Source organism: Streptomyces sp. NPDC054834, assembly GCF_053611185.1.
In genome coordinates, this window is the sequence record NZ_JBSGZV010000017.1 from 26,317 (window position 1) to 51,636 (window position 25,320).

At 69.9% G+C, this 25,320-nt stretch carries 25 protein-coding genes; 12 read left to right on the forward strand and 13 right to left on the reverse strand.

Annotation, left to right across the window (positions count from 1 at the left end; translation table 11 throughout):
• Positions 1-10 precede the first annotated feature (10 nt).
• Genes ACWGJM_RS23030 through ACWGJM_RS23040 form a run of 3 tightly spaced genes read right to left on the reverse strand, consistent with a single transcriptional unit; the run spans position 11 to position 1,891 of the window.
• Positions 11-853: a DUF4253 domain-containing protein gene (locus ACWGJM_RS23030; protein WP_453413555.1), complete on the reverse strand. Its 843-nt coding sequence runs from the start codon at positions 851-853 to the stop codon at positions 11-13.
• A gap of 37 nt (positions 854-890) precedes the next feature.
• The gene (locus tag ACWGJM_RS23035; RefSeq protein ID WP_453413556.1) at positions 891-1,067 is read right to left on the reverse strand and encodes a DUF397 domain-containing protein; all 177 of its coding nucleotides are present in this window, start codon (positions 1,065-1,067) and stop codon (positions 891-893) included.
• Complete coding sequence (locus tag ACWGJM_RS23040; RefSeq protein ID WP_453413557.1) at positions 1,064-1,891, reverse strand: helix-turn-helix domain-containing protein; 828 nt, start codon at positions 1,889-1,891, stop codon at positions 1,064-1,066. The genes ACWGJM_RS23035 and ACWGJM_RS23040 overlap by 4 nt, the downstream gene beginning before the upstream one ends.
• Before the next feature lie 90 nt (positions 1,892-1,981).
• Here ACWGJM_RS23040 and ACWGJM_RS23045 point away from each other — a divergent pair, with 90 nt between their 5' ends.
• The 3 genes from ACWGJM_RS23045 (at position 1,982) to ACWGJM_RS23055 (ending at position 6,220) form a co-directional block, all read left to right on the forward strand.
• Positions 1,982-2,401 carry an ATP-binding protein gene (locus ACWGJM_RS23045; RefSeq protein WP_453413558.1) on the forward strand — a complete coding sequence of 140 codons (420 nt, stop codon included), beginning with the start codon at positions 1,982-1,984 and terminating at the stop codon, positions 2,399-2,401.
• Between the two features lie 86 nt (positions 2,402-2,487).
• The gene (locus ACWGJM_RS23050) at positions 2,488-4,401 is read left to right on the forward strand and encodes a P-loop ATPase, Sll1717 family (protein WP_453413559.1); all 1,914 of its coding nucleotides are present in this window, start codon (positions 2,488-2,490) and stop codon (positions 4,399-4,401) included.
• A 55-nt stretch (positions 4,402-4,456) separates the two neighbouring features.
• Positions 4,457-6,220 carry a protein kinase domain-containing protein gene (locus ACWGJM_RS23055; protein ID WP_453413560.1) on the forward strand — a complete coding sequence of 588 codons (1,764 nt, stop codon included), beginning with the start codon at positions 4,457-4,459 and terminating at the stop codon, positions 6,218-6,220.
• On the opposite strand, the gene argS is transcribed toward ACWGJM_RS23055, so the two are convergent.
• Positions 6,221-7,990, reverse strand: coding sequence for an arginine--tRNA ligase (argS, locus tag ACWGJM_RS23060; RefSeq protein ID WP_453413561.1), 1,770 nt, complete (start codon positions 7,988-7,990; stop codon positions 6,221-6,223).
• Between the two features lie 128 nt (positions 7,991-8,118).
• Here argS and lysS point away from each other — a divergent pair, with 128 nt between their 5' ends.
• A complete protein-coding gene (gene lysS / locus ACWGJM_RS23065) occupies positions 8,119-9,888 on the forward strand; it encodes a lysine--tRNA ligase (RefSeq protein WP_453413562.1) in 1,770 nt (589 codons plus the stop codon).
• A 92-nt stretch (positions 9,889-9,980) separates the two neighbouring features.
• Here the strand turns inward: lysS and ACWGJM_RS23070 are convergent, their stop codons facing one another.
• From ACWGJM_RS23070 to ACWGJM_RS23080, 3 genes are all read right to left on the reverse strand, one after another.
• Positions 9,981-11,225 (reverse strand): DUF2637 domain-containing protein, encoded by a 1,245-nt coding sequence (locus ACWGJM_RS23070; RefSeq protein ID WP_453413563.1) that lies wholly within the window; start codon positions 11,223-11,225, stop codon positions 9,981-9,983.
• A 99-nt stretch (positions 11,226-11,324) separates the two neighbouring features.
• Positions 11,325-12,272, reverse strand: coding sequence for a DUF3558 family protein (locus tag ACWGJM_RS23075; RefSeq protein WP_453413564.1), 948 nt, complete (start codon positions 12,270-12,272; stop codon positions 11,325-11,327).
• Between the two features lie 118 nt (positions 12,273-12,390).
• Positions 12,391-13,308, reverse strand: a complete 918-nt coding sequence (locus ACWGJM_RS23080; protein ID WP_453413565.1) for a DUF3558 domain-containing protein — start codon at positions 13,306-13,308, stop codon at positions 12,391-12,393.
• A 215-nt stretch (positions 13,309-13,523) separates the two neighbouring features.
• Between ACWGJM_RS23080 and ACWGJM_RS23085 the strand changes: the two genes are divergently transcribed.
• Positions 13,524-14,717 (forward strand): RtcB family protein, encoded by a 1,194-nt coding sequence (locus ACWGJM_RS23085; protein ID WP_453413708.1) that lies wholly within the window; start codon positions 13,524-13,526, stop codon positions 14,715-14,717.
• A gap of 43 nt (positions 14,718-14,760) precedes the next feature.
• Here the strand turns inward: ACWGJM_RS23085 and ACWGJM_RS23090 are convergent, their stop codons facing one another.
• From ACWGJM_RS23090 to ACWGJM_RS23110, 5 genes are all read right to left on the reverse strand, one after another.
• Positions 14,761-15,594 (reverse strand): LAGLIDADG family homing endonuclease, encoded by an 834-nt coding sequence (locus ACWGJM_RS23090; protein ID WP_453413566.1) that lies wholly within the window; start codon positions 15,592-15,594, stop codon positions 14,761-14,763.
• A 132-nt stretch (positions 15,595-15,726) separates the two neighbouring features.
• The gene (locus ACWGJM_RS23095) at positions 15,727-17,007 is read right to left on the reverse strand and encodes a GNAT family N-acetyltransferase (protein ID WP_453413567.1); all 1,281 of its coding nucleotides are present in this window, start codon (positions 17,005-17,007) and stop codon (positions 15,727-15,729) included.
• Between the two features lie 14 nt (positions 17,008-17,021).
• Entirely contained in the window at positions 17,022-17,174 is a 153-nt protein-coding gene (locus ACWGJM_RS23100) for a hypothetical protein (RefSeq protein WP_453413568.1), read from the reverse strand.
• Positions 17,171-17,947 (reverse strand): SDR family NAD(P)-dependent oxidoreductase, encoded by a 777-nt coding sequence (locus ACWGJM_RS23105; RefSeq protein WP_453413569.1) that lies wholly within the window; start codon positions 17,945-17,947, stop codon positions 17,171-17,173. The genes ACWGJM_RS23100 and ACWGJM_RS23105 overlap by 4 nt, the downstream gene beginning before the upstream one ends.
• Positions 17,948-18,039: 92 nt before the next feature.
• Positions 18,040-18,378: a YnfA family protein gene (locus tag ACWGJM_RS23110; protein WP_453413570.1), complete on the reverse strand. Its 339-nt coding sequence runs from the start codon at positions 18,376-18,378 to the stop codon at positions 18,040-18,042.
• Between the two features lie 166 nt (positions 18,379-18,544).
• Here ACWGJM_RS23110 and ACWGJM_RS23115 point away from each other — a divergent pair, with 166 nt between their 5' ends.
• On the forward strand, positions 18,545-19,003 hold the full coding sequence (locus tag ACWGJM_RS23115) for a hypothetical protein (protein WP_453413571.1): 459 nt from the start codon (positions 18,545-18,547) through the stop codon (positions 19,001-19,003).
• A 69-nt stretch (positions 19,004-19,072) separates the two neighbouring features.
• A complete protein-coding gene (locus ACWGJM_RS23120) occupies positions 19,073-19,558 on the forward strand; it encodes a MarR family winged helix-turn-helix transcriptional regulator (protein ID WP_453413572.1) in 486 nt (161 codons plus the stop codon).
• A 10-nt stretch (positions 19,559-19,568) separates the two neighbouring features.
• Here the strand turns inward: ACWGJM_RS23120 and ACWGJM_RS23125 are convergent, their stop codons facing one another.
• Positions 19,569-20,018, reverse strand: a complete 450-nt coding sequence (locus tag ACWGJM_RS23125; protein WP_453413573.1) for a winged helix-turn-helix transcriptional regulator — start codon at positions 20,016-20,018, stop codon at positions 19,569-19,571.
• Positions 20,019-20,153: 135 nt separating this feature from the next.
• On the opposite strand from ACWGJM_RS23125, the gene ACWGJM_RS23130 reads away from it, so the two are divergent.
• The 5 genes from ACWGJM_RS23130 to ACWGJM_RS23150 all read left to right on the forward strand — a co-directional run bounded on the left by ACWGJM_RS23130 (position 20,154) and on the right by ACWGJM_RS23150 (position 25,285).
• The gene (locus ACWGJM_RS23130) at positions 20,154-21,044 is read left to right on the forward strand and encodes an NADP-dependent oxidoreductase (RefSeq protein ID WP_453413574.1); all 891 of its coding nucleotides are present in this window, start codon (positions 20,154-20,156) and stop codon (positions 21,042-21,044) included.
• Positions 21,045-21,146: 102 nt separating this feature from the next.
• Positions 21,147-22,238: an LLM class flavin-dependent oxidoreductase gene (locus ACWGJM_RS23135; RefSeq protein WP_453413575.1), complete on the forward strand. Its 1,092-nt coding sequence runs from the start codon at positions 21,147-21,149 to the stop codon at positions 22,236-22,238.
• Positions 22,235-22,825: an FMN reductase gene (locus tag ACWGJM_RS23140; protein ID WP_453413576.1), complete on the forward strand. Its 591-nt coding sequence runs from the start codon at positions 22,235-22,237 to the stop codon at positions 22,823-22,825. The genes ACWGJM_RS23135 and ACWGJM_RS23140 overlap by 4 nt, the downstream gene beginning before the upstream one ends.
• 282 nt (positions 22,826-23,107) lie before the next feature.
• On the forward strand, positions 23,108-23,845 hold the full coding sequence (locus ACWGJM_RS23145; protein ID WP_453413709.1) for a response regulator transcription factor: 738 nt from the start codon (positions 23,108-23,110) through the stop codon (positions 23,843-23,845).
• Positions 23,846-25,285, forward strand: a complete 1,440-nt coding sequence (locus ACWGJM_RS23150; RefSeq protein ID WP_453413577.1) for a HAMP domain-containing sensor histidine kinase — start codon at positions 23,846-23,848, stop codon at positions 25,283-25,285.
• Positions 25,286-25,320: the final 35 nt, after the last annotated feature.

Here is a 25,320-nt window from a genome sequence, read left to right on the forward strand (position 1 = left end):
CCGGGCCGGGTCAGTCCCACCAGAAGTGCCAGACGGACTCGCCGACCAGCTCCTTGGCGTAGGCGCCCAGCGTGCCCACTCCGCTCTGCGTGACGTTGTCAGGGCAGAACGCGAAGTGCTCCGCGGCCACTGCCTCCGCGCAGGCGAGGGTGGTGGGCGGGGCGGCCACGGAGACGGCCAGGGTGTCGAAGCCGAGGCCGACGACACGTATGCCGAAGCGGTCCTCCCAGGAACGGAGGACCGCGCAGAGACGCGCCACGTCGTTGTCGTGGTTCACCGGCCCGGACCAGCCGATCGCGGCGGGAATGTCGGCGGACCGCCGGGCCGGGACGAGGGCGAGCCGCGGATCCTTGAACCAGGCGTCGGAGCCGTCGGTCAGCGAGTCGGCGAGCCGGGCCGCGCAGGTGCCGGGTTCGACGGTCAGTGAACCCGCCGGCGCGAGGCCGGGCCAGACGGGTCCGAACGGGGCCCGCAGCTCGCCGAGTTCCTCGTCGGGCCCGTACTCCGCGTCCTCCTCCGCCCCGTCGTCCTCCCAGTACTCCGCGAGCACCTCCTCGGCATCGTGGTCCCCGGGGTACGAGGCGTAGTCGGGGCCCAGCTGCCACCGCTCGGGCCCGCCCGGGGAGCCGCCCGCCTCGACGAGCACGGGCAGCAGTCCCGCCCGGCCGGCGGGCACACCGAGCGCCGCCCAGGTGCCGGGCCCCGCCTGCTTGTCGGCGTGCCACAGCAGTGGCTCCGGCCATGGCCCGTCGATCGTCGCGTCGATGAGCCTCCCGGGCGGGAGTTGGAGGCCCAGGGAACGTCCGCTCGGATCGGACGCCATCTTGGGCAGCGGGTTGGGAAGAGTCGCCATGCCGCCGACTGTAGGGGCAGCCACTGACAGAGGCCGGTCACCTGGTGGCGGTGAACGCCTTCCAGGCCTCCGGCTTGATCCGGAGGGTGGGGCCGTCTTCCGGGTTCTTGGAGTCGCGGATGTGGATGGTGTGAGGGGAGGCGGCGACTTCGAGGCAGGCGCCGCCTTCGCTACTGCTGTAGGTCGACTTGAACCACTGTCGTGCGGTGCTCATTTCTCTCCTAGGAGACGGTCCAGCAGGCTCCTGGAGTCCTCAACGGTGAGGGCCTGCGTCCGCAGCATCGCATACTTGCGCGACAGGATGGACACCTCGTCAGGGTCGGAGACCCACTGGCTGCCACGTTGAGACTCCGTGTAGGCGAGGTGCTGGTGGTCGGGTGTTTCCAGGAGGATGAACGGCCCCGCGTCTCCGGCATGCGACGTACGGTTCAGCGGCAGGAACTGGAGAGCCAGACCCGGAAGGTCTGAGTACACCCGCAGATGCCGCAACTGCGCGAGGTGCGTCTCGCGGCCCCCGGTGGGCATGAGCAGCACCGGTTCCCAGACGACGAAGCTCAGTGTGGGCGGGACCTTGCGGTGCAGGATCTCCTGCCGGCTGACGCGTGCCGCGATCTTCGTCTCCAGTTCGTCCTCGTCGTACGGCGGAACGCGGCCGCGCAGCAAGGCGCGTGCGTACGCCTCGGTCTGGAGCAGGCCGGGGACGACCAGCGCGTCGTACCACGACAGGGCGATGGCCTCGCGCTCGTGCAGCATGTACTGCTCGGCGAACAGGGGGAACTGGTCGATCTCCGGCATGTTCGCCACCCCCGTCGCCAACATCCCTCTCGTATCGAGGAGTTCGTCCAGCGTTCGGGCCAGGTCGATCAACAGGGGCCGTCTGCCCTGCTCGATCGACGCGATCGTCTCCTCGTCGGCCAGGACCGCCTCGCCGAGGGAGCGTTGGGTGTAGCCCGCGGCCTTGCGGACCGTCTGGAGCTGGGCGCCCAGCATGCGCATGGTCGAGAGGTTCTTCTGACGCGGCAACTTCCTGGAGCTCATCTGTTCCGACTCCCGTACACGACCCGTACGGAATCCCCGTACGACTTCACTCACTGATGTACGGTAGTGACTCTCCGCAACGCTCGTCTCGTGAACGAGACGATCCAACTCCCTGTCTTCCGCGAGAGGCTCTTCCGTCGCGAGCGCCGATCCGTGCCCGCTGCCAGGCGGTTCACGTACGAGACGCTGGCCGGCTGGCGGCTCGCCGACTACCGCCGCACTGACGACGTGCTGCTGTGCATGAGCGAACTATCGACGAACGCGTTGCTGCACGGGGTGCCGCCAGGGCGGCAGTTCCGGGTGCTCCTGCGCTACGACGGCTGCCTACTGCACGTGGAGGTTCACGACAGCGGCCCCGGCTTCCCGCGCATCGCCGACCGGGCCGACGAGGGCGGGCGGGGACTGCTGCTCGTCGCCGCGCTGTCCGACAAGTGGGGCATGCGGGAACGGGAGTTCGGCAAGGTGGTCTGGTGCGAGTTCGAGCGTCTTTCGGGAGTGCAAGACGGCTGAGCGGGACCCGGTCTTGCCGATACGGTGTCGACCAGCGGGATCCGTACTGCGGATCACGGCTGCCGGGCGACATCTAGGGGGACGGGATGGCCGACGGGCCGCTTCTCGCGCACCTGCACTTCGGGCGCGAGGACGCCGAGCGGGACGTGACCGACGGGCTGCTGTTACGCGGCGGGTTCCTGCCCAATGCCGCGTACCGCGCCGCGGTGGACGGACGGAAGATGCTGATCATCGGCCGCAAGGGCGCCGGCAAGAGCGCCATCTGCATGCAGCTGATGGCGGACGGCGGCGACCACGCCGGGAAGGTCCTGGTCACCCCGGACGAGACCGCGGGCGAGGAGATCCGGCGGTTCGAGTTGCAGGGACTGCCGGGCGACTCGGCGAGGGCGTTGATGTGGCGGTACGTGTTCGCCGTACACGCGGCCCGCCACCTGGTGGCGCACGCCAAAGACGCGCACGGCCGCAGGTCCGACTCGGTGACGGCGCTCGCCAAGTTCCTGAAGCAGAACGGGGAGCTGGCGGGGGACCGGTTGGGGGCCCGCCTGGCGCGCAGCGCCAGGGGGCTGCAGACCTCACTGTCGCTGGAGGCGTTCGGCGTCAAGGCGGGGCTGGACCTCGCGCAGGCGCCGTCGGAAGGGGACCACGCAACACGGCAGTTGGACATCGTCGAGCAGGGCGTGGCGAAGGCCTTCACCGAACTCGGCTGTGCCGGCGGGCACCCGCCCGTGCTCCTCATGGTCGACCAGCTGGAGCTGGTGTGGTCGGCCGAGACGGACAGCAACTCGATGGTGATCGGGCTGCTGCTGGCGGCCAAGCATGCCGCGAGCCTGTACAAGCGGTCGGTGCGGATCCTGTTGTTCCTGCGGGCCGACATCTACGACTCCCTGTTGTTCGGCGAGGGCGACAAGTTCCACGGGGACGAGCTGCGGATCGTCTGGACCCAGTCCGCGCTGCGGGACCTGGCCCTGGCCCGGGCGCGGGCCTCCGTGGGCCCGGTCCTGACCTCCGAGCAGCTGTGGCGGGAGATCTTCCCGCCGACCGTGGAGAACGAGGAGACACCGGCCTACCTCTTCCGCCGCTGTCTGCCCCGGCCGCGCGACGCCATCCAGTTCCTGAACCTCTGCCAGGAGACCGCCTGGCTGATCCACGGCCGGGACCGGATCACGGAGGCGGACGTCCTTCAGGCGGCCCGTCAGTTCTCCGCGTGGAAGCTCAAGGACCTCTCCCTGGAGTACCTGGTCGCCCACCCCTTCCTGAAGCATCTGTTCCCGCTGTTCCAGAACGACGGGTACGTCGTCTCCCGCGCTGCTCTTCAGGGCCGTTTCGAGGCGGCGGCCGCTTCCCTGCACGGGCTGTTCCCGGCGTACGCGGACGCGTTGACGCTCTCCGGCGTCATCGACGTCCTGTACGGGGTGGGCTTTCTCGGTGTGCGGCGCGGCAACGACGTGGTGTTCGCCGGGGAGGACGACCTTCCGGTGCAGCCGCACGAGACGGAGTTCCACATCCATCCGTGCTTCCGGGCGGCGCTGGGTGCCACGAGGGCGGTCGCCCTGCGCCGGTACGAGCCGATCGTGGCGGGAGACCGTCTGGTCCAGGGCGGCTTCGTCTTCGGAAGCGTGTCGACGGGCAACAGCGTCCAGAACCGGGACGACCGGCTGCTACAGGAGGTCGGCCGCTCCTGCCATTCCGTCCTCGCCCAGGTCGGACGGGCCGTGGCCCTCACGCAGGACGCCCGGGACGAGATCACACGGGAGATCGACAGGGTCCTGGGCAACGCCAACGCCCTCCCCGCGCCCGGCGTCCCGCCCCTCGACGCGGAGGACCAACTGTTCTCCACCGCGCATTACTTCACCTCCCTGGCCGCACAACTGAACGCCAGTGGCCTCGCCAACGGCGCGGACGGCACGGCGGGCGTCGCCCGCCGCCTGGAGGACGAGGCCCGGAGACTTCGCCAGCTGGCAGGTGGGTCGTTCGGAAGCTCGGGCGACTCGCCCAACTAAGCGGTGACACTCGTAAGGACACACCCGGATGATCCGGGGACGGGGGAGGTGGCCGGTGCAGGGCACAGTGCTGGCTGAGCGGTTCCGGATCGGGGAGTGGCTCGGCGCGGGCGCCTTTGGCGAGGTCTGGGTCGCGCAGGACGAGCGGATGCGGCGTGACGTGGCGGTGAAACTCGTCCACACGGTGCCGACGCGGGAGGCGGCGACGCAGGCCAGGTTCCGGCGCGAGGTCCAGCTGGTGGGGCGGCTGTCCCACCGGAACATCGTGACGGTCCACGACTGGGGCGAGACACTGCTCGGCGGGCGTCAGGCCTTCTTCCTCGTGATGGAGCTCGTGCGGGGCGTCGCGATGGCCAAGAGGCTCAAGGAGGGGATCCCACCCTGGCCGCTCGCCGTGGGCTGGGCCGCGCAGATCGCCGAGGCCCTGGACGCCGCGCACAGCCGCGGCGTGGTCCACCGGGACATCAAGCCTGCGAACGTCCTGCTCACAGCCGAGGGGACGGCGAAGGTCCTCGACTTCGGTGTCGCCAAGTTCGTGGGCGACACCCTGAGCGCCCACGACCTCACCGCCACCGGACACCGGCTCGGCACGCCGCGGTACATGTCGCCCGAACAGGTCGAAGGCGTCCAGGAGATCGACCACCGCACCGACCTCTACTCGCTCGGCTGCCTGCTGTACCACGCGGTGACAGGCCGTCCGCCCTTCGTCGCCGGCAGCGACCTGGCCATCGCCCGTATGCAGACGGACGACCCCCCGATCGCGCCGAGCACCCTGGTCGAGGGCCTCCCCGACCCCTTGAACGACCTGATCCTGAGCCTGCTCGCCAAACGTCCCGACGACCGGCCGGCCGACGCCGCCGCCGTCCACGACGCCCTGAGCACGCTCCTGGTGGAGCAGTCCGTGGCGCTCTCCGGCGGCACCATCCTGGAGACCGCCCAGCTCTCGCGCGCCGACTCCGTCGCCGGGCGGATCCTGGGCAAGGCGTGGGAGCTGTTGCAGAGGACGGAGGCGCAGAGCGCGGCCCGGCGGGCGGAAGCGGAGGCGGAGGCCGAAGAAGTGCTCCGCAGGGCGCGCGCGGAAGCCGAGCGGCTGCTGGACGAGGCGGACACGGAGATCGAGGCGCGGTTCGACGAATTCGACCGCCTTGCCCAGGACACCCTCGACAAGGCGGCGGAGAAGGCCGCGGCCATCAGCAAGGCAGCTGCCGACGAGGCCGCGCGGGTGACCGAAGTGGCGGAGACCGAGGCCCAGCGGGTGCGCAAGGAGGCGGAGACCGGGGCCGAGCGGCTGCACCCCGACGCGGTCGTAGAGGCGTTGACCGCACGGACGACGCCGGCCCGCGAGACAGTGGCGACCCCGCTGCCCCGGATGAAGACCGTCGACTTCACGGTGCCGGACTTCGTGCGGTCCGAGTCCCCCGGCTTCGAGCTCGTCCGGCGGGGCTACGACCGCGATCAAGTGGACGATCGCATCGCCAAGCTCGTATCCGATCGGGACAGCGCACTCGCCCGCGTCGCCGAGCTGGAACGGCAGGTCATGCAAGAGGCCGCCGGCTCGTGGCCAGGCACACCAGGCCGGGGCCTCATCGCCGCCGCGTACCTCCAGGCCGAGCGTGACGAAGTCGCACGCCACGAAGGGGGCGTCCGGCGCCCGGACGCCCCGTCCTACCATTTCGAGCTGATGCGGCGGGGCTACGACCGCACGCAGGTTGACGCACGTGTTACCCAACTCGTTACGGACCGGCACTGGGCGGTGGTCCGCATCGGCGCGCTCGAAAAGCTCATCAAGGAGCTGAACGGGCAAGGCCGACGCGGATGATCACAGACGCTCAGGCGTCCTGATCCCCAGCAGCGCCATGCCCTGGTGCAGCGTGCGGGCCGTCACGTCGACCAGGAACAGGCGGTTCTCCACCTGCTCCGGCGTCTCGGCCTTCAGGACCGGGCACTGGTCGTAGAACGACGTGAGCAGCGTCGCCAGCTGGTAGAGGTACGCGGCCAGCTTGTGCGGCTCGTACGCCGTCGCGACCTCCAGTACCGTCTCGGCGAACTGGTCCAGGTGCAGACCGAGGGCCCGCTCGGCCGGGGCCAGCGCCAGCTCCGGGTGGGCCGCCGGGCTCGCCTCGCCCGCCTTGCGCAGGATCGACTGGATACGGGCGTACGCGTACTGGAGGTAGACGGACGTGTCGCCGTTCAGCGAGACCATCTGGTCCAGGTCGAACTTGTAGTCCCGGACCGCCGAGGTGGACAGGTCCGCGTACTTCACGGCGCCGATGCCCACGTACCGGCCGTTCTCGGTGATCTCCTGCTCGGTCAGGCCCACCTTCTCGGCCTTTTCCCGGACGACCGCCGTGGCCCGGTCGACGGCCTCGTCGAGGAGGTCCTGGAGCTTGACCGTCTCGCCCTCACGCGTCTTGAACGGCTTGCCGTCCTTGCCGAGGACCGTGCCGAAGGCCAGCTGGTGCGCCGTGACGTCCTCGCCCAGCCAGTTCGCCCGGCGCGCGGTCTCGAAGACCATCTTGAAGTGCAGGGACTGCCGCGCGTCCACCACGTACAGCAGAGTGTTCGCCTTCAGGTTGAAGACACGGTCGCGGATCGCGGAGAGGTCCGTCGCCGCGTAGCCGTAGCCGCCGTCGGACTTCTGCACGATCAGCGGGACCGGGTTGCCGTCCGGGCCCTTGACGTCCTCGAAGAAGACGCAGAGGGCGCCCTCGGAGCGGACGGCGACGCCGGACTCCTCCAGGAGGCGGCAGGTCTCGGCGAGCATGTCGTTGTACCCGGACTCGCCGACGATGTCGGGGTCCCGGACCTCCATGTCCAGCTTCTCGAAGACGGAGAAGAAGTAGATCTTCGACTCGTCCACGAACTTCTGCCACATGGCGAGGGTGTGCGGCTCGCCGGCCTGGAGGTCCACGACCCGGCGGCGGGCCCGCGTCTTGAACTCCTCGTCCGAGTCGAACAGCTTCCGCGCCGCCTTGTAGAGGCGGTCGAGGTTCGACATCGCCTCGTCACCGGTGACCTGGGCCCGCTTGTGGTCCAGCTCGTGCGGGTGCTCGTCCAGGTACTGGATGAGCATGCCGAACTGGGTGCCCCAGTCGCCGATGTGGTGACGGCGGACCACGGTCTCGCCGGTGAACTCCAGGATCTGGACCACCGCGTCGCCGATCACCGCCGACCGCAGGTGCCCGACGTGCATCTCCTTCGCCACGTTCGGCTGGGCGTAGTCGATGACCGTGGTGCCCGGGTTCGCGGCGTGCGGCACGCCGAGGCGGCCGGACTCGTCCGCGTACCGCGCGGCCAGGTTCCGCGTGATCGCCTGGTCGGTGATCGTGACGTTCAGGAAGCCGGGCCCGGAGACCTCGATGTCCTTGATCACGTCACCGGTGACGATGTGGGAGACGACCTGCGTCGCCAGCTCCCGCGGGTTCGCCTTGGCCTTCTTGGCGAGCGCCAGGATCCCGTTGGCCTGGAAGTCGGCCCGGTCGCTTCGTCGCAGCAGCGGGTCCGCGCCGGCGGCCTCCGGCAGGGTGGCCGAGAGGGCGGACGCGAGCTGCTGCTGGACGGAGTCGCTGAGGGACGTGACCGAGGCCATAGGAATGGGTGCCGTTCTCCTCGTGGGAATGGATAGACCCAGCCAGTATCCCACGGAGGGTAAAGCCGTTTTCCCGGGCGCGAGCCGGTCTGTGAGAATGGGGTGTCACCCCGTTCAGAAAGAAGGACGTGCCGATCGTGGCTCAGAGCACCGAGACCACCGACTGGGTCTCCCGTTTCGCGGATGAGGTCATCGAGGAGTCGGAGCGTCGGGCCCCGGGCGCGGCGACATCAGTCGCTACCGCTCCGGTGGTGGTCGTCGCATCCGGCCTCTCCCCCTCGGGCCCGATCCACCTCGGCAACCTCCGCGAGGTCATGACCCCGCACCTGGTCGCCGACGAGATCCGCCGCCGCGGGTACCAGGTCCGGCACCTGATCTCCTGGGACGACTACGACCGCTACCGGAAGGTGCCCAAGGGCATCCCCGGGGTCGACGAGGACGCCTACAAGGAGCACATCGGCAAGCCGCTGACCTCCGTGCCCGCCCCCGAGGGCTCCGCGTACCCGAACTGGGCCGAGCACTTCAAGGCCGCGATGACCGAGTCGCTGGCCGAGCTGGGCGTCGAGTTCGACGGGATCAGCCAGACCGAGCAGTACACCTCCGGCGTGTACCGCGACCAGATCCTGCACGCCATGAAGCACCGCGGCGACATCGACGCGATCCTCGCCCAGTACCGCACCAAGCCCAAGCCCGCCGCCAAGAAGCAGCAGCAGAAGCCCGTCGACGAGGCCGAGCTGGAGGCCGAGGAGGGTTCCGGCGCCGCGGCCGAGGACGACGGCAGCAGCTCCGCCGGGTACTTCCCGTACAAGCCGTACTGCGGCGACTGCGGCAAGGACCTGACGACGGTCACCTCGTACGACGACGACACCACCGAGCTGTCGTACACCTGCGACGAGTGCGGCTTCGCCGAGACCGTCCGGCTCAGCGAGTTCAACCGCGGCAAGCTGGTCTGGAAGGTCGACTGGCCGATGCGGTGGGCGTACGAGGGTGTGATCTTCGAGCCGAGCGGTGTCGACCACTCCTCGCCGGGGTCCTCCTTCCAGGTCGGCGGGCAGATCGTCGGGATCTTCGGCGGTAAGCAGCCCATCGGCCCGATGTACGCCTTCGTCGGCATCAGCGGTATGGCGAAGATGTCGTCGTCGCGCGGTGGCGTGCCCACCCCGGCCGACGCGCTCCAGATCATGGAGCCGCAGCTGCTGCGCTGGCTGTACGCCCGGCGCCGGCCCAACCAGTCCTTCAAGATCGCCTTCGACCAGGAGATCCAGCGGCTGTACGACGAGTGGGACAAGCTCGCGGGCAAGGTGGCCGACGGTTCCGCCCTGCCGGGCGACGTCGCCGCGTACACCCGGGCCATGGGCACCGCCGCCGGTGAGCTGCCCAGGACCCGGCGTCCGCTGCCCTACCGCACCCTCGCCTCCGTCGCCGACATCACCGCCGGCCACCAGGACCAGGCCCTGCGCATCCTGTCCGAGCTCGACCCCGCCAACCCGCTCGGCACCCTGGACGAGGTCCGGCCCCGGTACGACAAGGCCGAGGCCTGGATCAACACCCACGTCCCGGCCGACCAGCGCACCATCGTCCGCGACGAACCCGACGCCGAGCTGCTGAAGTCCCTCGACGAGCCCTCCCAGCAGTCGATCCGGCTGCTGCTCGACGGGCTCGCCGACCACTGGTCGCTCGACGGACTGACCCACCTCGTCTACGGCGTACCCAAGGTGCAGGCCGGGTTCCCCGCCGACGCCACGCCCAAGGAGCTGCCGCCGGAGATCAAGACCGCCCAGCGGACGTTCTTCGCGCTGCTCTACCACCTGCTCGTCGGCCGCGACACCGGCCCGCGGCTGCCCACACTGCTGCTGGCGGTGGGCCAGGAGCGGGTGCGGGCCCTGCTCGGGGAGTAAGGCGAGCAAGACCGAACGAAAGGCGCCCGGTGCCTTCCAGCACCGGGCGCCTTCTGCGTGCCCGCTTGTTCTGCTTGCCGGATCCACCGGTTCTAGGCGATGTGGTCCTCTTCCAGCTCCGCGTTGTAGCGGTTCGTGAAGCGGTTGACCATGCGCTTGGCGTCTTCCGGCGCGAGACCGATGCTGAACTCGGCCTCGACGTTCTCGCCGAACTCACGCGGCGTCGGGTAGCTGCCGTTGATCGACTGCTTGAAGACCTGGTAGTACGCGTCCTCGTCCGGCTCCGGCGAACCGCCGCCCTCGCCGAGCTCACGGGTACGGCCGGGGCTCACCGGAATGGGAAAGCTGCCGGTCTCCTCCGGAGAAGGCTCCTCGTACTGGAACTGCTGCTGCAACCGCTGCAACTGCTGCTGCTGGTACTGCTCGGCCTCCTGCTGCTCCGCGTACCACTGGGCGTACTGCTCCGCCGGGTCGTACGCGGGGTCGTAGCCGCCGTGGTACTCGACCTGCTGAGGAACGTTGAACCAGGGACTCTGCTCCTCCTCCGGTTCAGGCTGGTAGCGCTCTTCGGCATGCGGCGCCTGCCGCGGTACGGGCGCGGGTGCGGGCGCGGCCTCGACGGCCCGCGGAGGTGCGGAAACCTCCACCGCACGTGCCGCGGGCAGCACGGGCGGCTCGATGCCCGCCGCGGCCAGACCCTCCGGAGCCGTCTCCGCCAGCGGCACCCCGTACCGCGCCAGCCGCAACGGCATGAGCGACTCCACCGGAGCCTTCCGCCGCCACGCCCGGCCGAACCGGGAACGCAGCCGCGCCTGGTAGACGAGACGTTCCTGCTCCAGCTTGATCACCTGGTCGTAGGAGCGCAGCTCCCACAGCTTCATACGACGCCACAGCAGGAAGGTGGGTACCGGGGAGAGCAGCCAGCGCGTCAGACGCACGCCCTCCATGTGCTTGTCGGCCGTGATGTCGGCGATCCGGCCGATCGCGTGCCGGGCCGCCTCGACCGCGACCACGAACAGCACCGGGATCACCGCGTGCATGCCCACGCCCAGCGGGTCCGGCCAGGCCGCGGCACCGTTGAAGGCGATCGTCGCCGCCGTCAGCAGCCAGGCCGTCTGACGCAGCAACGGGAAGGGGATACGGATCCACGTCAGCAGCAGATCCAGGGCCAGCAGGACACAGATGCCCGCGTCGATGCCGATCGGGAAGACGTAGGCGAAATTCCCGAAGCCCTTCTTGATTGCCAACTCACGGACGGCCGCGTACGAACCGGCGAAGCCGATGCCGGCGATGATCACCGCGCCGGTCACGACCACGCCGATGAGTATGCGGTGCATCCGAGTCAGCTGCAGTGGCGCGGCCACTCGTTACTCCCCTCCCAGTGCGTGTTGTTGCGCGCATAGGGTGGCACACCTGTACGGCAAACGTGGTGCCGGTCAGCCCTTCGAGGCCGACGACTTCGACGGGGAGGCACTCGCGGACGCCTTCTTGGAAGCCGAAGCCGACGACGACGGAGACGCCGACTTGGAGGCCGACTTCGACGGCGAGGAGCTCGCCCCACCGGAGCCCGCACCCGAGCCCGTGTCCGAACTACCGCGCGACCCCTGGCCGTTGGCCTTCGGTACCGCGGCCACCGCCTCCTTGGCCGCCTTCTCCGCCGCCTTCGTCAGGCTGCTCGCGTCCGGAGTCTTCTCACCCGCCAGACCCGCACCGTTGTAGTCGAGGGTGACGACGACGTTCTCCACCCGCGCGACCACGGTCTGCTGCTTGAAGCTGCCTTCCTTCTTCTTCAGGTCGTAGTGCACGACCGACGCCTCGTCACCCGTCCCGGCGACCGGCTCCGTCTTGGCGTTCTTCGCACCCGACACCGACTGTGCGGCCTTGACCTGGTCCGCGTAGTACACCTGCGCCTGCTTCTCACCCGTACCGCGGTTGGCGTCCGAGTCGAAGCGGAGCAACGAGACGTTGAGCCAGCGGAACTGCGAGCCCTTCACCCCGTTGTTGTCGAGGCTGCTCCAGGAGCAGCTGGACCGGGACGAAGTGTCACTCGACGTGCCCTCCTTGCCCGACTTCGCACCCTTGGGAACCATTTCGCCCAGAGTCTTCTTCGACAGCACCGCACACGGCTCCGGCAACTTCGCGTACGCGGCCGCCTGCACCGTCGGAGAGGCACTCGCGGAGGCACTGCCCGCGTCCTCACCGGCCGGGGCGGTCTGCTGCGACCCCTTCGCACCCTCGTCGGACCCGGAGTCCGACGAACAGCCGGCCGCCACCAGCATCACGGGGACCGCCGCCGCACAGACAAGAAGGCGGGGGAGGAGCTGGACTCGCTGGGCACGCTGGTCGTCTCGCTGGGCTGCTCGCTGCATGGTTCCTTCACTCATGACGCTCGTGTTTCCTGCGGTCGGATCGGGTCCGATGGGTCACGGTACGCGTTGAGCGAGCTGTGCGGCTTCCCTTCGCGGGCTTTGCGTACGGCCCCCCAGGGTCCCCGCGGCACCCCTAACCGTTGAGCACGTCATCCAGCTGGGCGGCCAGATTACGGGCCCTGTCCTGCATCTCCTTGCTGTCCGGGGCGACACCGATCGCCGTCGGCTGCTCCGCGTACTCGATGGTCACGATCACGTTGGACGTGCGGAACACCACAGTCACCGTTCGCTGTTCCGCCGTCGAACCGGAGCTCGTCAGCTCGTCGTCGATGAACGCCTCGTCGCCGAGGTCGTCGAGAACACGGGGCTGGAGATCGGCCGAGTCGGCACCCGAGGAACCATCGGAGGAGCCATCGGAGGAGCCATCGGAGGGACTACCGGACGAATCGGACGGCGAAGCGCTGGAGGAGGCGCTCGCCGAAGGCGCCACCGTGGACGTCGACTCCCCGCCGGCGGCCGAGGCGGACGAGGAAACGGAAGGAGACCCGGAGTCGGACCCCGACTTGGATGCCGGCGCGGACCCCGACGCCGAGACCTGCGGCTCGGGAAGGTCGGCCGCGGTCTGCCGCTCCCCGAAGAGCTTCTCCGCCTGACTGTCGTCGCTCACCGCGTTGTCGTACGACACCACCCGCTCGAAATCGACCAGGAGATGATCGGTCGCGTCCGTGGAATCGACCTTCCAGCGACAACCCACCTTGCGATCCGTGTCATACGTGAGCGTCGCCTCGCCCTGGTACGCCGTGTCCCGCTGGTCCTGGTCGGCGATCTGCTTGACACCGGGCAGCAGCGAGTCGAGCGTGCCGTGATCGATCGCGCCACAGGGCTCGGGGAGCGTGCGGTACTTGCCGGGCTGCGCCACCGCCGTCGCCGTACCGGCGTCGCCCGGGTTCGCGTCGTCCGTCGAGCCCTTGTCGCCCGAGCCGCTCGTGCAGCCGGCCAGCAGCGCCGCGAGGAGGGCGGCGGTGCCGGTTACATACGCCTTCCGCTGCACGGTCAGGCTCCTCTCGACGGTGTCCCGGGCGATGGGTCATCCAGTGTCCCCGCTGGTAATTCGCTTGCCGCGGCGGGGCGCCCCCTGGAGACAATGTGTATCGCACGCACTGCTGTGAACGCCGGTCCGCTGTCCCTTTTCGCCGACCTTGGCGCTGCTTTTGCGTTTTGCACTTCTTAAGACTTTTGTTGCACCCCCGGGGGAATGAGGAAGACATGTCGTACGTGGAAATGCCCGGCGCGAAGGTCCCGATCCGTATGTGGACCGACCCCGCGACGGTCGAGGACGTGGCCCTGCAACAGCTCCGCAACGTCGCCACCCTCCCGTGGATCAAGGGCCTGGCGGTCATGCCGGACGTCCACTACGGCAAGGGCGCGACGGTCGGGTCGGTCATCGCCATGCGGGGTGCCGTGTGCCCCGCGGCGGTCGGGGTGGACATCGGCTGCGGGATGTCGGCGGTGAAGACGTCGCTCACGGCGAACGATCTGCCGGGGGATCTGTCGCGGCTGCGGTCGAAGATCGAGCAGGCCATTCCGGTGGGGCGGGGGATGCATGACAGTCCCGTCGAGCCGGGGCGGTTCCATGGGCTCGCGACTTCGGGGTGGGAGGACTTCTGGGGGCGGTTCGATGGGGTCGCGGAGGCTGTGAAGTTTCGGCGGGAGCGGGCGGCTTTGCAGATGGGGACGCTCGGAGCCGGCAACCACTATGTCGAACTGTTGTTCGATTCTGGTGATGCGGTCTGGCTCACGCTTCACTCGGGATCGCGGAATATCGGCAAAGAGCTGGCTGAGTACCACATCGGTATCGCCCAGAAGCTTCCGCACAATCAGGGCCTGATCGACCGCGACCTCGCTGTCTTCGTCTCGGACACTCCGCAGATGTCGGCGTACCGGAACGACCTGTACTGGGCGCAGGAGTACGCGAAGTACAACCGCACGATCATGATGGCGCTTCTCAAGGATGTGATCCGCAAGGAGTTCAAGAAGGCGAAGCCGACCTTCGAGCCGGAGATCTCCTGCCACCACAATTACGTGGCGGAGGAACGGTACGAGGGTATGGACCTGCTGGTCACCCGCAAGGGTGCGATCCGCGCGGGCTCGGGAGAGTACGGGATCATCCCTGGCTCGATGGGGACCAGTTCGTACATCGTGCGAGGGCTCGGTAACGAGAAGGCGTTCAACTCGGCTTCGCACGGCGCCGGTCGGCGCATGAGCCGCAACGCGGCCAAGCGCCGCTTCTCGACCAAGGACCTTGAGGAGCAGACGCGGGGAGTGGAGTGCCGCAAGGACTCCGGCGTCGTCGACGAGATCCCCGGCGCCTACAAGCCGATCGAGCAGGTCATCGACCAGCAGCGGGACTTGGTGGAGGTCGTGGCCAAGCTGAAGCAGGTCGTGTGCGTGAAGGGCTGACGCGAAAGGCCCCCGGTCGACGCCGGGTGCCTCGCTCACTTGGTCACTGATCGCTGGGCATGGGCACTTGGCCGGTGCGCAGGCGCCAGAGACGGAGACTACAGCTCTGAGTGGTCCGGCCGAGTACCTCTGCGGCGGCCATCGGACTGTTGAGTTTCAGCAGGGTCTGGTCTTCGTGTGCGGTCCAGCGGCGCTTCGTGTACGCGGCCCTCATGCCTGTGGGACGTACCCAGTTGGCGAGAGAATCGGCGGCTGAGCGCTTGCGTTCCAAGGATAGGCAGCCGGGATAGTACAGGTCAGCGACCAGGAGTTGGGCTACCTCCATCGTGTAGAGGACGTTGTAGATGTTGTCGCGAGCGTTGCGTTTGAGGATGCGCTCCGCTCCCGTCATGTCCCTGCCGTAGTCGCGCATGCAGGACGCGACGGCGCTGCTGGCCGTGGTCAGGGAGACGAACGGGAAGCCCTTGCTGGTGAAGCCGACTGAGCCATCTGCGTCAATCAGGCCTCGGAGGTAATCGCGGTGTGAGAACTGGCTGTTCGGGGGAGCGATCGTCTTTGACTTGCGACCGTAGGGCAGGCCGAGTTCGTTGAGTGTGGTCCTGGCCTCAAGGGAGCAAAGGCTCCAGACGGCCGTATGAGAAGTCTCTGCGAAGTTCGTGGTCCGAGTGCGCTCGGTGACGCTGCTGTAGTAGGGCGTCAACTTCTGGAACTTGTGCAAGAGCTTGATGTCCCGTGTGTTGATCTCGACGGTCAACTTGCCTTTCTGGCCGTCACCTCGTTGTAGATGTCCGTCCGTCTGCAAGAACCCGAACATGTACGCGTATTCGGGGACGGTGAGGTCCATGAACCCAAGACCGTTAGGCTCGCAGTCAGCCATGAGGAAGCTGATCCTTCCTTGTTGGTCAGGCCCTCGCCCGGGACCGGCATCCCAGGTGAGGGCCGTCGTGTTTGACGTTGTGGCGCGAGCCTAGATCGCCAGTTCAGAGGCTGTTCGGGTGATCGACGATGTTCACCCCTGCGAGTTAACGAGCCGCTTCTCCAGCAGGGTCACCGCGTAAGGGCTGCCCGAGCCGCCGTCTTTTGAGGGTTGTTCGCCGGCGACGCGGTAGCCCGCCGCCTCGTAGTACGTGCGTAGGCGCGGGTTGGAGGCGAGGCAGTCCAGGCGGGTGTACGGGCGGCCCTCGGCGGTGATGCGGGATTCCGCCTCGGCCAGCATGCGGCGGCCCGTGCCGGGGGGAGCCGTGTGCGGGGCTGCCATCAGGCGGTGGATGTAGCCGGCGTCCGGGGGGCGGGGGCCCCAGGCCGCCGGGTCGTCCCACCAGAGTTCCCAGGCGCCTGCCAGGTGGTCGCCGCTGTGGGCCAGCCAGACCTCGCCGTCCCGCATGCGTGCGCGGAAGTGGGCCTCGTCCTTCGCGCCCGGCTTCCACTGGTCGATGCCGCGGGCCAGTTGCCACAGGGCCGCCGTGTCGTGGAGGCGGACCAGGGCGGGGAGGTCGGCGGGGGTGGCCTTGCGGAACGTCAGCGGGGGCCAGGTCGTTGGCGTGAGCTCCAGGAGGTGGGTGCGCAGGGTCTCCGCGAGGGACTCCGCGTCCAGGCCCAGGGCGCCGGTCACGTATGCCTCGGGCGAGCCGTAGCGGGCGGTGAGGGCGGTCAGGAACCGGCGCATGACCGAGGCCGGGGCGTGGCCCCAGGCCGGCCAGGTGGGGGTGCGGCCGGGGTTTCTGGACTGCCAGGCGGCCAGCAGGGCCGGGGTGGCGAGCTCGGTGAGGGTGTAGTCCTCGATGATCGTGGGTTCGGGGATGCCGAGGAGGGAGAGGACCAGGGCGGCCAGTTGGCCGGTGCGGTCCTTGCCGGAGGCGCAGTGGAAGACCAGGGCGGTGTCCGACTCGGCCGCCTCCGCGATCAGTTCCAGTGCCGCGCGGATCTCCTTGGCGCCGTCCTCCGCGACTTCCATGTAGCGCTCGGCCAGGTAGGGGCCGGGGGCGGTGTCGGGGGTGAGGGCCGCCTGGTCGTAGGGGCGGTGCTCGATGCTGAGGTTGTGGTACGCGAAGGAGTCGTGCGCCGGGATGCGGCCCCGCGCCTCCCCTTCCCAGTCGTGGCGCAGGTCGATCACCGTGCCGATGCCCAGGGCGAGGAAGCGGTCCCAGTCGGGGGTGCCCTCGGTCAGTCTGCCCAGGGAGTCGGCGCGGTAGAGGCGGCCGGGGCGGATGCGGTGGCGGCCGTCCGGGGTCGGATAGCCGCCCAGGTCACGGAAGTTGTGCAGGCAGTCGAAAGGTATGTGTCTGTCCACACCACAGTGTGCACTCAGTGGGCATGGCGTACCGCGTAGATCATGACGAAGGCCACGAAGTGGATGCCGAAGAGGAAGTAGGCGAGGAAGTACCACACCTTGCGCTCGTCCTTGGTCTCCTGGTCGAGGCGGCGTCGCTCCAGTGCCTTGTCGTCGTCGGGTGTCATCGTTCGCGGTGGACCTTGGTGTTGGAGGCCTGGGCGCGGGGGCGGAGGACCAGGAGGTCCACGTTGACGTGGCTGGGGCGGGTCACCGCCCAGCTGATGGTGTCGGCGACGTCCTCGGCGGTGAGGGGTTCGGCGACGCCCTCGTACACCTTGGCCGCCTTCTCCTGGTCGCCGCCGAAGCGGGTGAGGGCGAACTCGTCGGTGCGGACCATGCCGGGCGCGACCTCGATGACGCGGACCGGCTGTCCGACGATCTCCAGGCGCAGGGTCTCGGCGAGTACGTGGGCGCCGTGCTTGGCGGCGACGTAGCCGCCGCCGCCCTCGTAGGTGCCGTGCCCGGCGGTGGAGGAGACGACCACGACGGTGCCGTCGCCGCTCGCGACGAGCTTCGGCAGCAGGGCCTGGGTCAGGTTCAGGGTGCCGATGACGTTCGTCTCGTACATCGTGCGCCAGTCCGCGGGATCGCCGGTGGCGACGGGGTCGGCGCCGAGTGCGCCGCCGGCGTTGTTGACGAGGACGCCGATGGTCTTGAAGGCGCCGGCGAACTCGTCGACGGCCGCGCGGTCGGTGACGTCGAGCGGGTACGCGGTCGCGGAGTGGCCGGCCGCCGTCAGTTCTTCCGCGAGTGCCTCGATGCGGTCCTTGCGGCGGGCGGTGAGGACGACGCGGTAGCCGGCCGCGGCGAGCTGCCGGGCCGTGGCGGCGCCGATTCCGCTGCTCGCACCGGTGACGACGGCGATGCGGGAGGCGGCGGACGGGGCTGCGGTGGCCATGGGGCGGCTCCTCGGGCGTACGGTGATCGGTCCGTGCCCAAGGGTAGGGGACCGCGCCGGGCCCACGGCGGGGCCGTCCGCCCTGCGAACGGTCAGCCCCCGCTGCGCGGCGCCCACATGAGGACGGCCATTCCGGCGAGGCAGATGAGCGCGCCGGTGATGTCCCAGCGGTCGGGGCGGTAGCCGTCGGCGATCACGCCCCACAGCAGGGAACCGGCGATGAAGATCCCGCCGTAGGTGGCAAGGACGCGGCCGAAGTGGGCGTCGGGCTGGAAGGTGGCGACGAATCCGTAGGCGCCGAGTGCGAGCACGCCGCCGGCCGCCCAGAGCCAGCCCCGGTGCTCGCGCACGCCCTGCCAGACGAGCCAGGCGCCGCCGATCTCGAAGAGGGCGGCGACGAGGAAGAGAGCGGCGGAGCGGAGGACGAGCATGGGCGCAGCTTCGCACGGTCGCGTCACCTGATGGATGGCGCCTGCCGTCCGCTCCTCGTGGCATACATCCCGTAGATACGCATATGTCAGGTACGTATATGTGAGGAGTGGTGTCATGCGAGGTGTGCGGGGTCTGCGGGGTCGCCGGGGTCTACGGAGCGTCACCATGTCCGGGCTGGCCGGGCTGGCCGGGCTGGCCGTGGTCACGGCTGGTGGGGCCGCTTGGGCCGGTTCCGGCGATCCCTCGGCCGGTCTGGCCTATCACGGTGCCGCGGTGCTGGTCGGTGACCAGGTGGACGTATGGCTGACCCCGCGCAACGACGGGCCGTCCGCCGTCCCAGACGCGAGCGTGCGGCTGCGCTGGTCGGCGGCACTCGCGGATCTTCAGCAGCTCCCGGCGGGGTGCGCGCGCACGGACGAGCGTGCGGTGGTGTGCCGTACGGGGGCGCTGGCCGCGCACGCACTGGGTGAGCAGATCGCCCTCTCGGTGCGGCTGAAGGGGCAGCCGTCGGAGGTGACGATGGAGGTCGAGACGGCGTGGCACGGCGGCGCCGCCGACGCCGGCAAGGCGCATGACGCGGCGCGGGTGCTGGTGCTGGCCACCGGGGACACGTACGCGTTCTGAGTCGTGGCATCGGGCTGGCGCGACCGCTGCGCCTACGATATCTGCACGGCGCAGACGAAAGGGGCGGTCATGTCCGGGAACGGTGCGGGGGGCGGCCGGTCGCGGCTGCTGGCGGAGCTGTCCACGGTCTCCCGCCGGTACATGGCGTCGTACGCCCTGTTCAACCAGGCCGTCGCCGACCATCTCGGCCTGCACCCCACCGATCTGCAATGCCTGAATCTGCTCACGCTGGAGGAGGCCCCGGTCACCACCGGCCGTATCGCGGAGCTGACGGGGCTGACCACGGGGTCGGCGACGCGGCTGGTGGACCGGCTGGAGAAGGCGGGGTATGTCGTCCGGGAGCGGGACGCGGTGGACCGGCGGCGGGTGCTGGTGGCGACCGTGCCGGAGAAGATCGCCGAGTTCGGGCGGATGTGGGACCGCCTCGGCGGCACCTGGGAGACGCTCTTCGACGACCTGGACGACACCGAACTCGCGCTGATCGTCCGGCACATGAGGCGGACGGTGGAGCTGAGCGGGGAACAGATCGCCCGGCTCCGGGAGGGCCGGTTCTGACCCCCGGGGGTTACTCGGGGCCTTCTGTGTTCTCCGTGTTCTCCGCGCTCTCTGTGCTCTCTGTGCTCTCCGTGTCGTACCGCTCCCGGGCGGCGTGGACCTCGTCGAAGTGGGTCTCCGCCCAGCTCTTCACCGCGGTCAGCAGGAGGGAGAGGCTGCGGCCCAGCGGGGTGAGTTCGTAGTCGACGCGGACCGGGACGGACGGGGTGACCGTGCGGGTCAGGATGCCGTCGCGTTCCAGGGAGCGGAGGGTCTGGGTGAGCATCTTGGGGCTCACGCCGGCGATCTTGCGGCCGAGGTCGCTGTAGCGCATGGGACCGGCCGAGAGGGCGGCGACGACCAGGCTGACCCATTTGTCGCTGAGCCTGCCGAGGAGCTGGTTGGTGGGGCAGCCGCGCACGAAGGCGTCGTACTCGGCGCGGGCCTGTTCGCGTCGCTGGGCCGCCGTCATGGTCGCCATGGGCTCTCCTCCGGGTCCTCTACGCACCTTCGGGTAACTACTTACCAATGGATAGTAGCTCTTCCTAGGGTTGTCGCAGCGGTCGGAAAGCACCGCGAACAAAGGTGAACTACCCAACCTGCAGGGAGAGTTGGCATGCGTGCTGCTGTGGTGAAGACGTTCGGCGGGCCCGAGGCCGTGGAGGTCGTGGAGGCGGAGGTGCCCGAGCCGGCTGCGCGGCAGGTGCGGATCAGGGTGGCGGCGAGCGCGTTGAACCCGGTGGACGCGGGGACGCGGTCCGGGGCCTTCGGCGGGGCCGGCAAGCAGATCGGGCTGGGCTGGGACGTCGCCGGGACGGTGGACGCGGTGGGTGTGGCGAGCGCGTGGAGCGTGGGCGACGAGGTGGTGGCGCTCGACTACGGCATGGTGAAGCCGCTGGCCGCGCACGCCGAGTACGTGGTCGTGCCCACGGACGCGGTGGCGAAGGCGCCTGCCACGGTGGACGCGGTGCAGGCGGCCACCCTGCCGCTGAACGCGCTGACCGCCGCCCAGGCCCTGGACCTGCTGGAGCCGGCGCCCGGTCGGTCACTGCTGGTGACGGGCGCGGCGGGCGCGGTCGGCGGGTACGCCGTGCAGCTCGCCGCGCGCCAGGGTTTCTCGGTGACCGCGCTGGCCCGGGAGGGTGACGAGGAGTTCGTGCGCTCCCTGGGGGCCGCCGACTTCACGTCCGGCGGCATCGCGCCGGCGGGCTTCGACGCGGTGCTCGACGCGGCGGTGCTGGGTGAGTCCGCGCTGGAGTGGGTGCGGGACGGCGGGGTGTACGTCGGTGTCATCCCGCAGGCCCAGCCCGCGCCGGTCCGCGGGGTGCGTACGACGGCCGTCGAGGTGAGCGCCGACGGGGCCCGGCTCGCCGAGCTGGTCCGCCTGGTGGACGAGGGCGTGCTGACCCCGCGGGTGGCGGAGACCTACCCCCTGGAGGAGGCGGCCAAGGCCCACGCCCGGCTGGCGGAGGGCGGGGTGCGGGGGCGGCTGGTGCTCGTCCCCTGACACTGTGCACGGAGGGACCCGCCGGACCGGCGGAATACACGGACACTGGGACTCGTTGGAGGGCTATAGTTGAACAGTAAACAACTTGGAGGTTGAGCGACCATGCAGTTCGGGATCTTCAGCGTCGGTGATGTCACGCCGGACCCGACCACGGGACGTACGCCGACCGAGCGCGAGCGCATCAAGGCCATGGTCGCCATCGCGCTGAAGGCCGAGGAGGTCGGCCTGGACGTCTTCGCGACCGGCGAGCACCACAACCCGCCGTTCGTGCCCTCGTCCCCGACCACGATGCTCGGCTACATAGCCGCGCGGACGGAGAAGCTGGTCCTCTCCACCTCCACGACCCTCATCACCACCAACGACCCGGTGAAGATCGCCGAGGACTTCGCGATGCTCCAGCACCTGGCCGACGGCCGGGTGGACCTGATGATGGGCCGCGGCAACACCGGCCCGGTCTACCCCTGGTTCGGCCAGGACATCCGCCAGGGCATCAACCTCGCCATCGAGAACTACGCCCTGGTGCACCGCCTGTGGCGGGAGGACGTGGTGAACTGGGAGGGCAAGTTCCGCAGCCCGCTCCAGGGCTTCACCTCCACCCCGCGTCCGCTGGACGGGGTTCCGCCCTTCGTCTGGCATGGCAGCATCCGCTCGCCGGAGATCGCCGAGCAGGCCGCGTACTACGGCGACGGCTTCTTCCACAACAACATCTTCTGGCCGGCCGACCACACCAAGCAGATGGTCGAGCTGTACCGGACCCGGTACGCCCACTACGGCCACGGCACGCCCGAACAGGCGATCGTCGGCCTCGGCGGACAGGTGTTCATGCGGAAGAACTCGCAGGACGCGGTGCGGGAGTTCCGCCCGTACTTCGACAACGCCCCCGTGTACGGGCACGGCCCGTCCCTGGAGGACTTCACCGACCAGACCCCGCTGACCGTCGGCTCGCCGCAGCAGGTGATCGAGAAGACGCTGTCCTTCCGCGAGTACGCCGGTGACTACCAGCGTCAGCTGTTCCTGATGGACCATGCCGGGCTGCCCCTGAAGACCGTGCTGGAGCAGCTCGACATGCTCGGCGAGGAGGTCGTGCCGGTGCTGCGCAAGGAGTTCGCCGTCGGCCGCCCGGCCGATGTGCCGGAGGCGCCCACCCACCAGTCCCTGCTCGCCGCCGCTTCGGAAGAGGTGACCGTCGCATGAAGCTCGTAGTCGTCTCGGCGGGACTGAGCGTCCCGTCCTCCACCCGGCTGCTGGCCGACCGACTGGCGAACGCCACCGCCGAGCGGACCTCGGCGGAGGTACGGGTGATCGAGCTGCGGGACCTCGCGGTGGAGATCGCGCACAACTTCACCAGCGGGTTTCCCGGGCGGGCGCTGGCGGACGCGCTGGACGCGGTGGGCTCGGCCGACGGTCTGATCGTCGTCAGCCCTGTGTTCACCGCCTCCTACAGCGGGCTGTTCAAGTCCTTCTTCGACGTGCTCGACAAGGACGCGCTGGCGGGGAAGCCGGTACTGATCGCGGCGACGGGCGGGACGGCCCGGCACTCGCTCGTGCTGGAGCACGCGATGCGCCCGCTGTTCGCCTACCTGCGAGCCGTGGTCGTGCCGACCGCCGTGTACGCGGCCTCCGAGGACTGGGGTGCGGAGGGGCTGGCGGAGCGGATCGAACGGGCCGGCGGGGAGCTGGCCGCGCTGATGGCGGGGCTGTCGGGGACCGGTCCGGCCAAGGCCGAGGACGATCTTGCGGTGGTGCCGTTCGAGGAGCAGCTGGCGGCGTTGAGGGGCTGACCCGGGGTTGCTGCTGGGGCGGGAGTCGCGCAGCCCGGCGTGACGGGGTGCCTCCCCCACTCTCGGCTTCGCTCGAGCGGGGGGACCCCCACCGCCCACCCGTGCCGCCCCAGCGGCACGACTGCCCGCAGCTACGGCGGCTGATCGGCGGGGTCTGGGGGCGGCAGGCCCCAGGTGGTTGCCTCGCGCACGGTGAGAGCCAGGTAAAAAGGGTGATCGTAGGCCCACTCGCCCCGGCCGAACCGCCGGAGGCCTTGGCAGACTGGGAACGTGCCCCAGACTGTGCTGCTCGCCGAAGACGACCGTGCCATCCGTCATGCCCTGGAGCGTGCCCTGAGCCTGGAGGGCTACGAGGTCACGGCGGTCGCCGACGGCGTCGAGGCGCTCGCGCAGGCGCACCGGACCCCGCCGGACGTCCTCGTCCTGGACGTGATGATGCCGGGCATCGACGGCCTCCAGGTCTGCCGGGTACTGCGCGCCGAGGGCGACCGCACCCCGATCCTCATGCTCACCGCGCTGGTGGAGACCGCCGACCGCATCGCGGGCCTGGACGCCGGCGCCGACGACTACGTGGTCAAGCCCTTCGACGTCGAGGAGGTCTTCGCCCGCCTGCGTGCCCTGCTCCGCCGTACCAGCCCGGTCACCGCGGGCGCTGCGGGTGCCGCGGGCGGCAACGGCGGCACCCCCGAGGCGAGCAGGGCCGACCCCCAGATCTCCGACCGGCAGATCGATGCCGCCGGACTGCGCATGGACCTCCAGGCCCGCCGGGTCTGGCGGGGCAGGCGCGAGCTGGAGCTGACCCGGACCGAGTTCGAGCTGCTGGAGCTGCTCGTCCGCAACGCGGGCATCGTCCTCGACCACTCCACCATCTACGACCGCATCTGGGGCTACGACTTCGGCCCCGGCTCCAAGAACCTCGCCGTCTACGTCGGCTATCTGCGCCGCAAGCTCGACGAGCCCGGCGCGCCGCAGCTGATCCACACCGTCCGAGGCGTCGGTTACGTGCTGCGGGAGGACTGAGTGGGCCGCCTCGGGCGGCTGCTGGCCCGGCGCCGGCCCAAGCTGGTGTCGCTGCGTACCACCTTCGCCGTGTCCTTCGCGGCCGTCACCGCCGCCGTCACGATCCTCGTCGGCATCCTCTCCTACGGTGCCGCCGCCCGCCTGGTCCGCGTCGACCAGCAGTCGGTGTTCACGCAGGTCGTGCAGGACGTGCAGGACGAGGTGCGGCAGCACGACATGGTGCCGGACGACTTCTCCTCGTCCCGCCCCGGCCACGACGTCGTCCGGCCGGCCCGCACCGACGTCCAGGTGCTCGGCGCCGAGGGCGAGATCGTCGACCACGGCAGTCCCGTACTGCCCGTCACCGCCCGCGACCGGAGTACCGCCGGTGCGGCGGCGGCCGGGAAGCTGGTCGAGCACAAGGACGTCCGGGTCGGCGAGGACCTCTTCCGCATCGCGACGGTCGCGCTCGGCGACGGTCGGGGCGCGGTGCAGGTGGCGCAGGAGTTCAGCGACACCGAGGACCTCCTGCGGGCGCTCCAGCAGCGGACGCTGGCGCTGATGTCCGCGGTCGTGGTCGCCGCGGGCCTGTTCGGCTGGTGGCTGGCCCGCCGCATCACCCGCCGCCTGGTGATCCTGACCTCGGCCGCCGAGGACGTCGCCCGCACCCGGCAGCTGGGCATCGAGGTGCCCGTCGCCGGATACGACGAGGTGGGCCGCCTCGGCCGTGCCTTCGACCGCATGCTGGGCCGCCTCGCCCAGTCGGAGGAGGACCAGCGCCGCCTGGTCCAGGACGCGGGCCACGAACTGCGTACCCCGCTGACCTCCCTGCGTACGAACATCTCGCTGCTGCGCCGCATCGACGAACTCCCGCCGGCCACCCGCGAGGATCTCGTCGCCGACCTCACCCAGGAGGCCCGCGAACTGACCGACCTGGTCAACGAGCTCGTCGATCTCGCCGCCGGGCAGTCCGACAACGAGCCGCCGCAGCGGGTGGACCTCGCCGACATCGCCGAGGACGTGGTGGGCCTGGCCCGGCGCCGTACCGGCCGTGACATCGTCCTGCGGGTGAGCGGCGACACGACGACGGACGGCCGCCCCGGCATGCTCCAGCGCGCCATGTCGAACCTGGTGGAGAACGCCGCCAAGTTCGACCGCGACGGCAAGGCCCCCATCGAGGTCGACCTCGCCGGTCCGGCCCGGCCCGGCCTGGTCCGCGTCGAGGTCCTCGACCGCGGCCCCGGCGTCACCGAGGGTGACCTCATCCGCATCTTCGACCGCTTCTACCGGGCAGCCGACGCCCGTTCCCTGCCCGGCTCGGGTCTCGGTCTGTCCATCGTGCGGGAGGTGGCCCTGGCACACGGCGGATCCCCCTTCGCGTTCCGGCGCGAGGGCGGCGGCTCGGTGATCGGCTTCACGGTGGGCGGCGGCGTCGCGGGCGGGGCCCATGGCGGGGGCTGAGGGGCGCCGGTCCGGGGCTGCGGGCGTCGGACCGT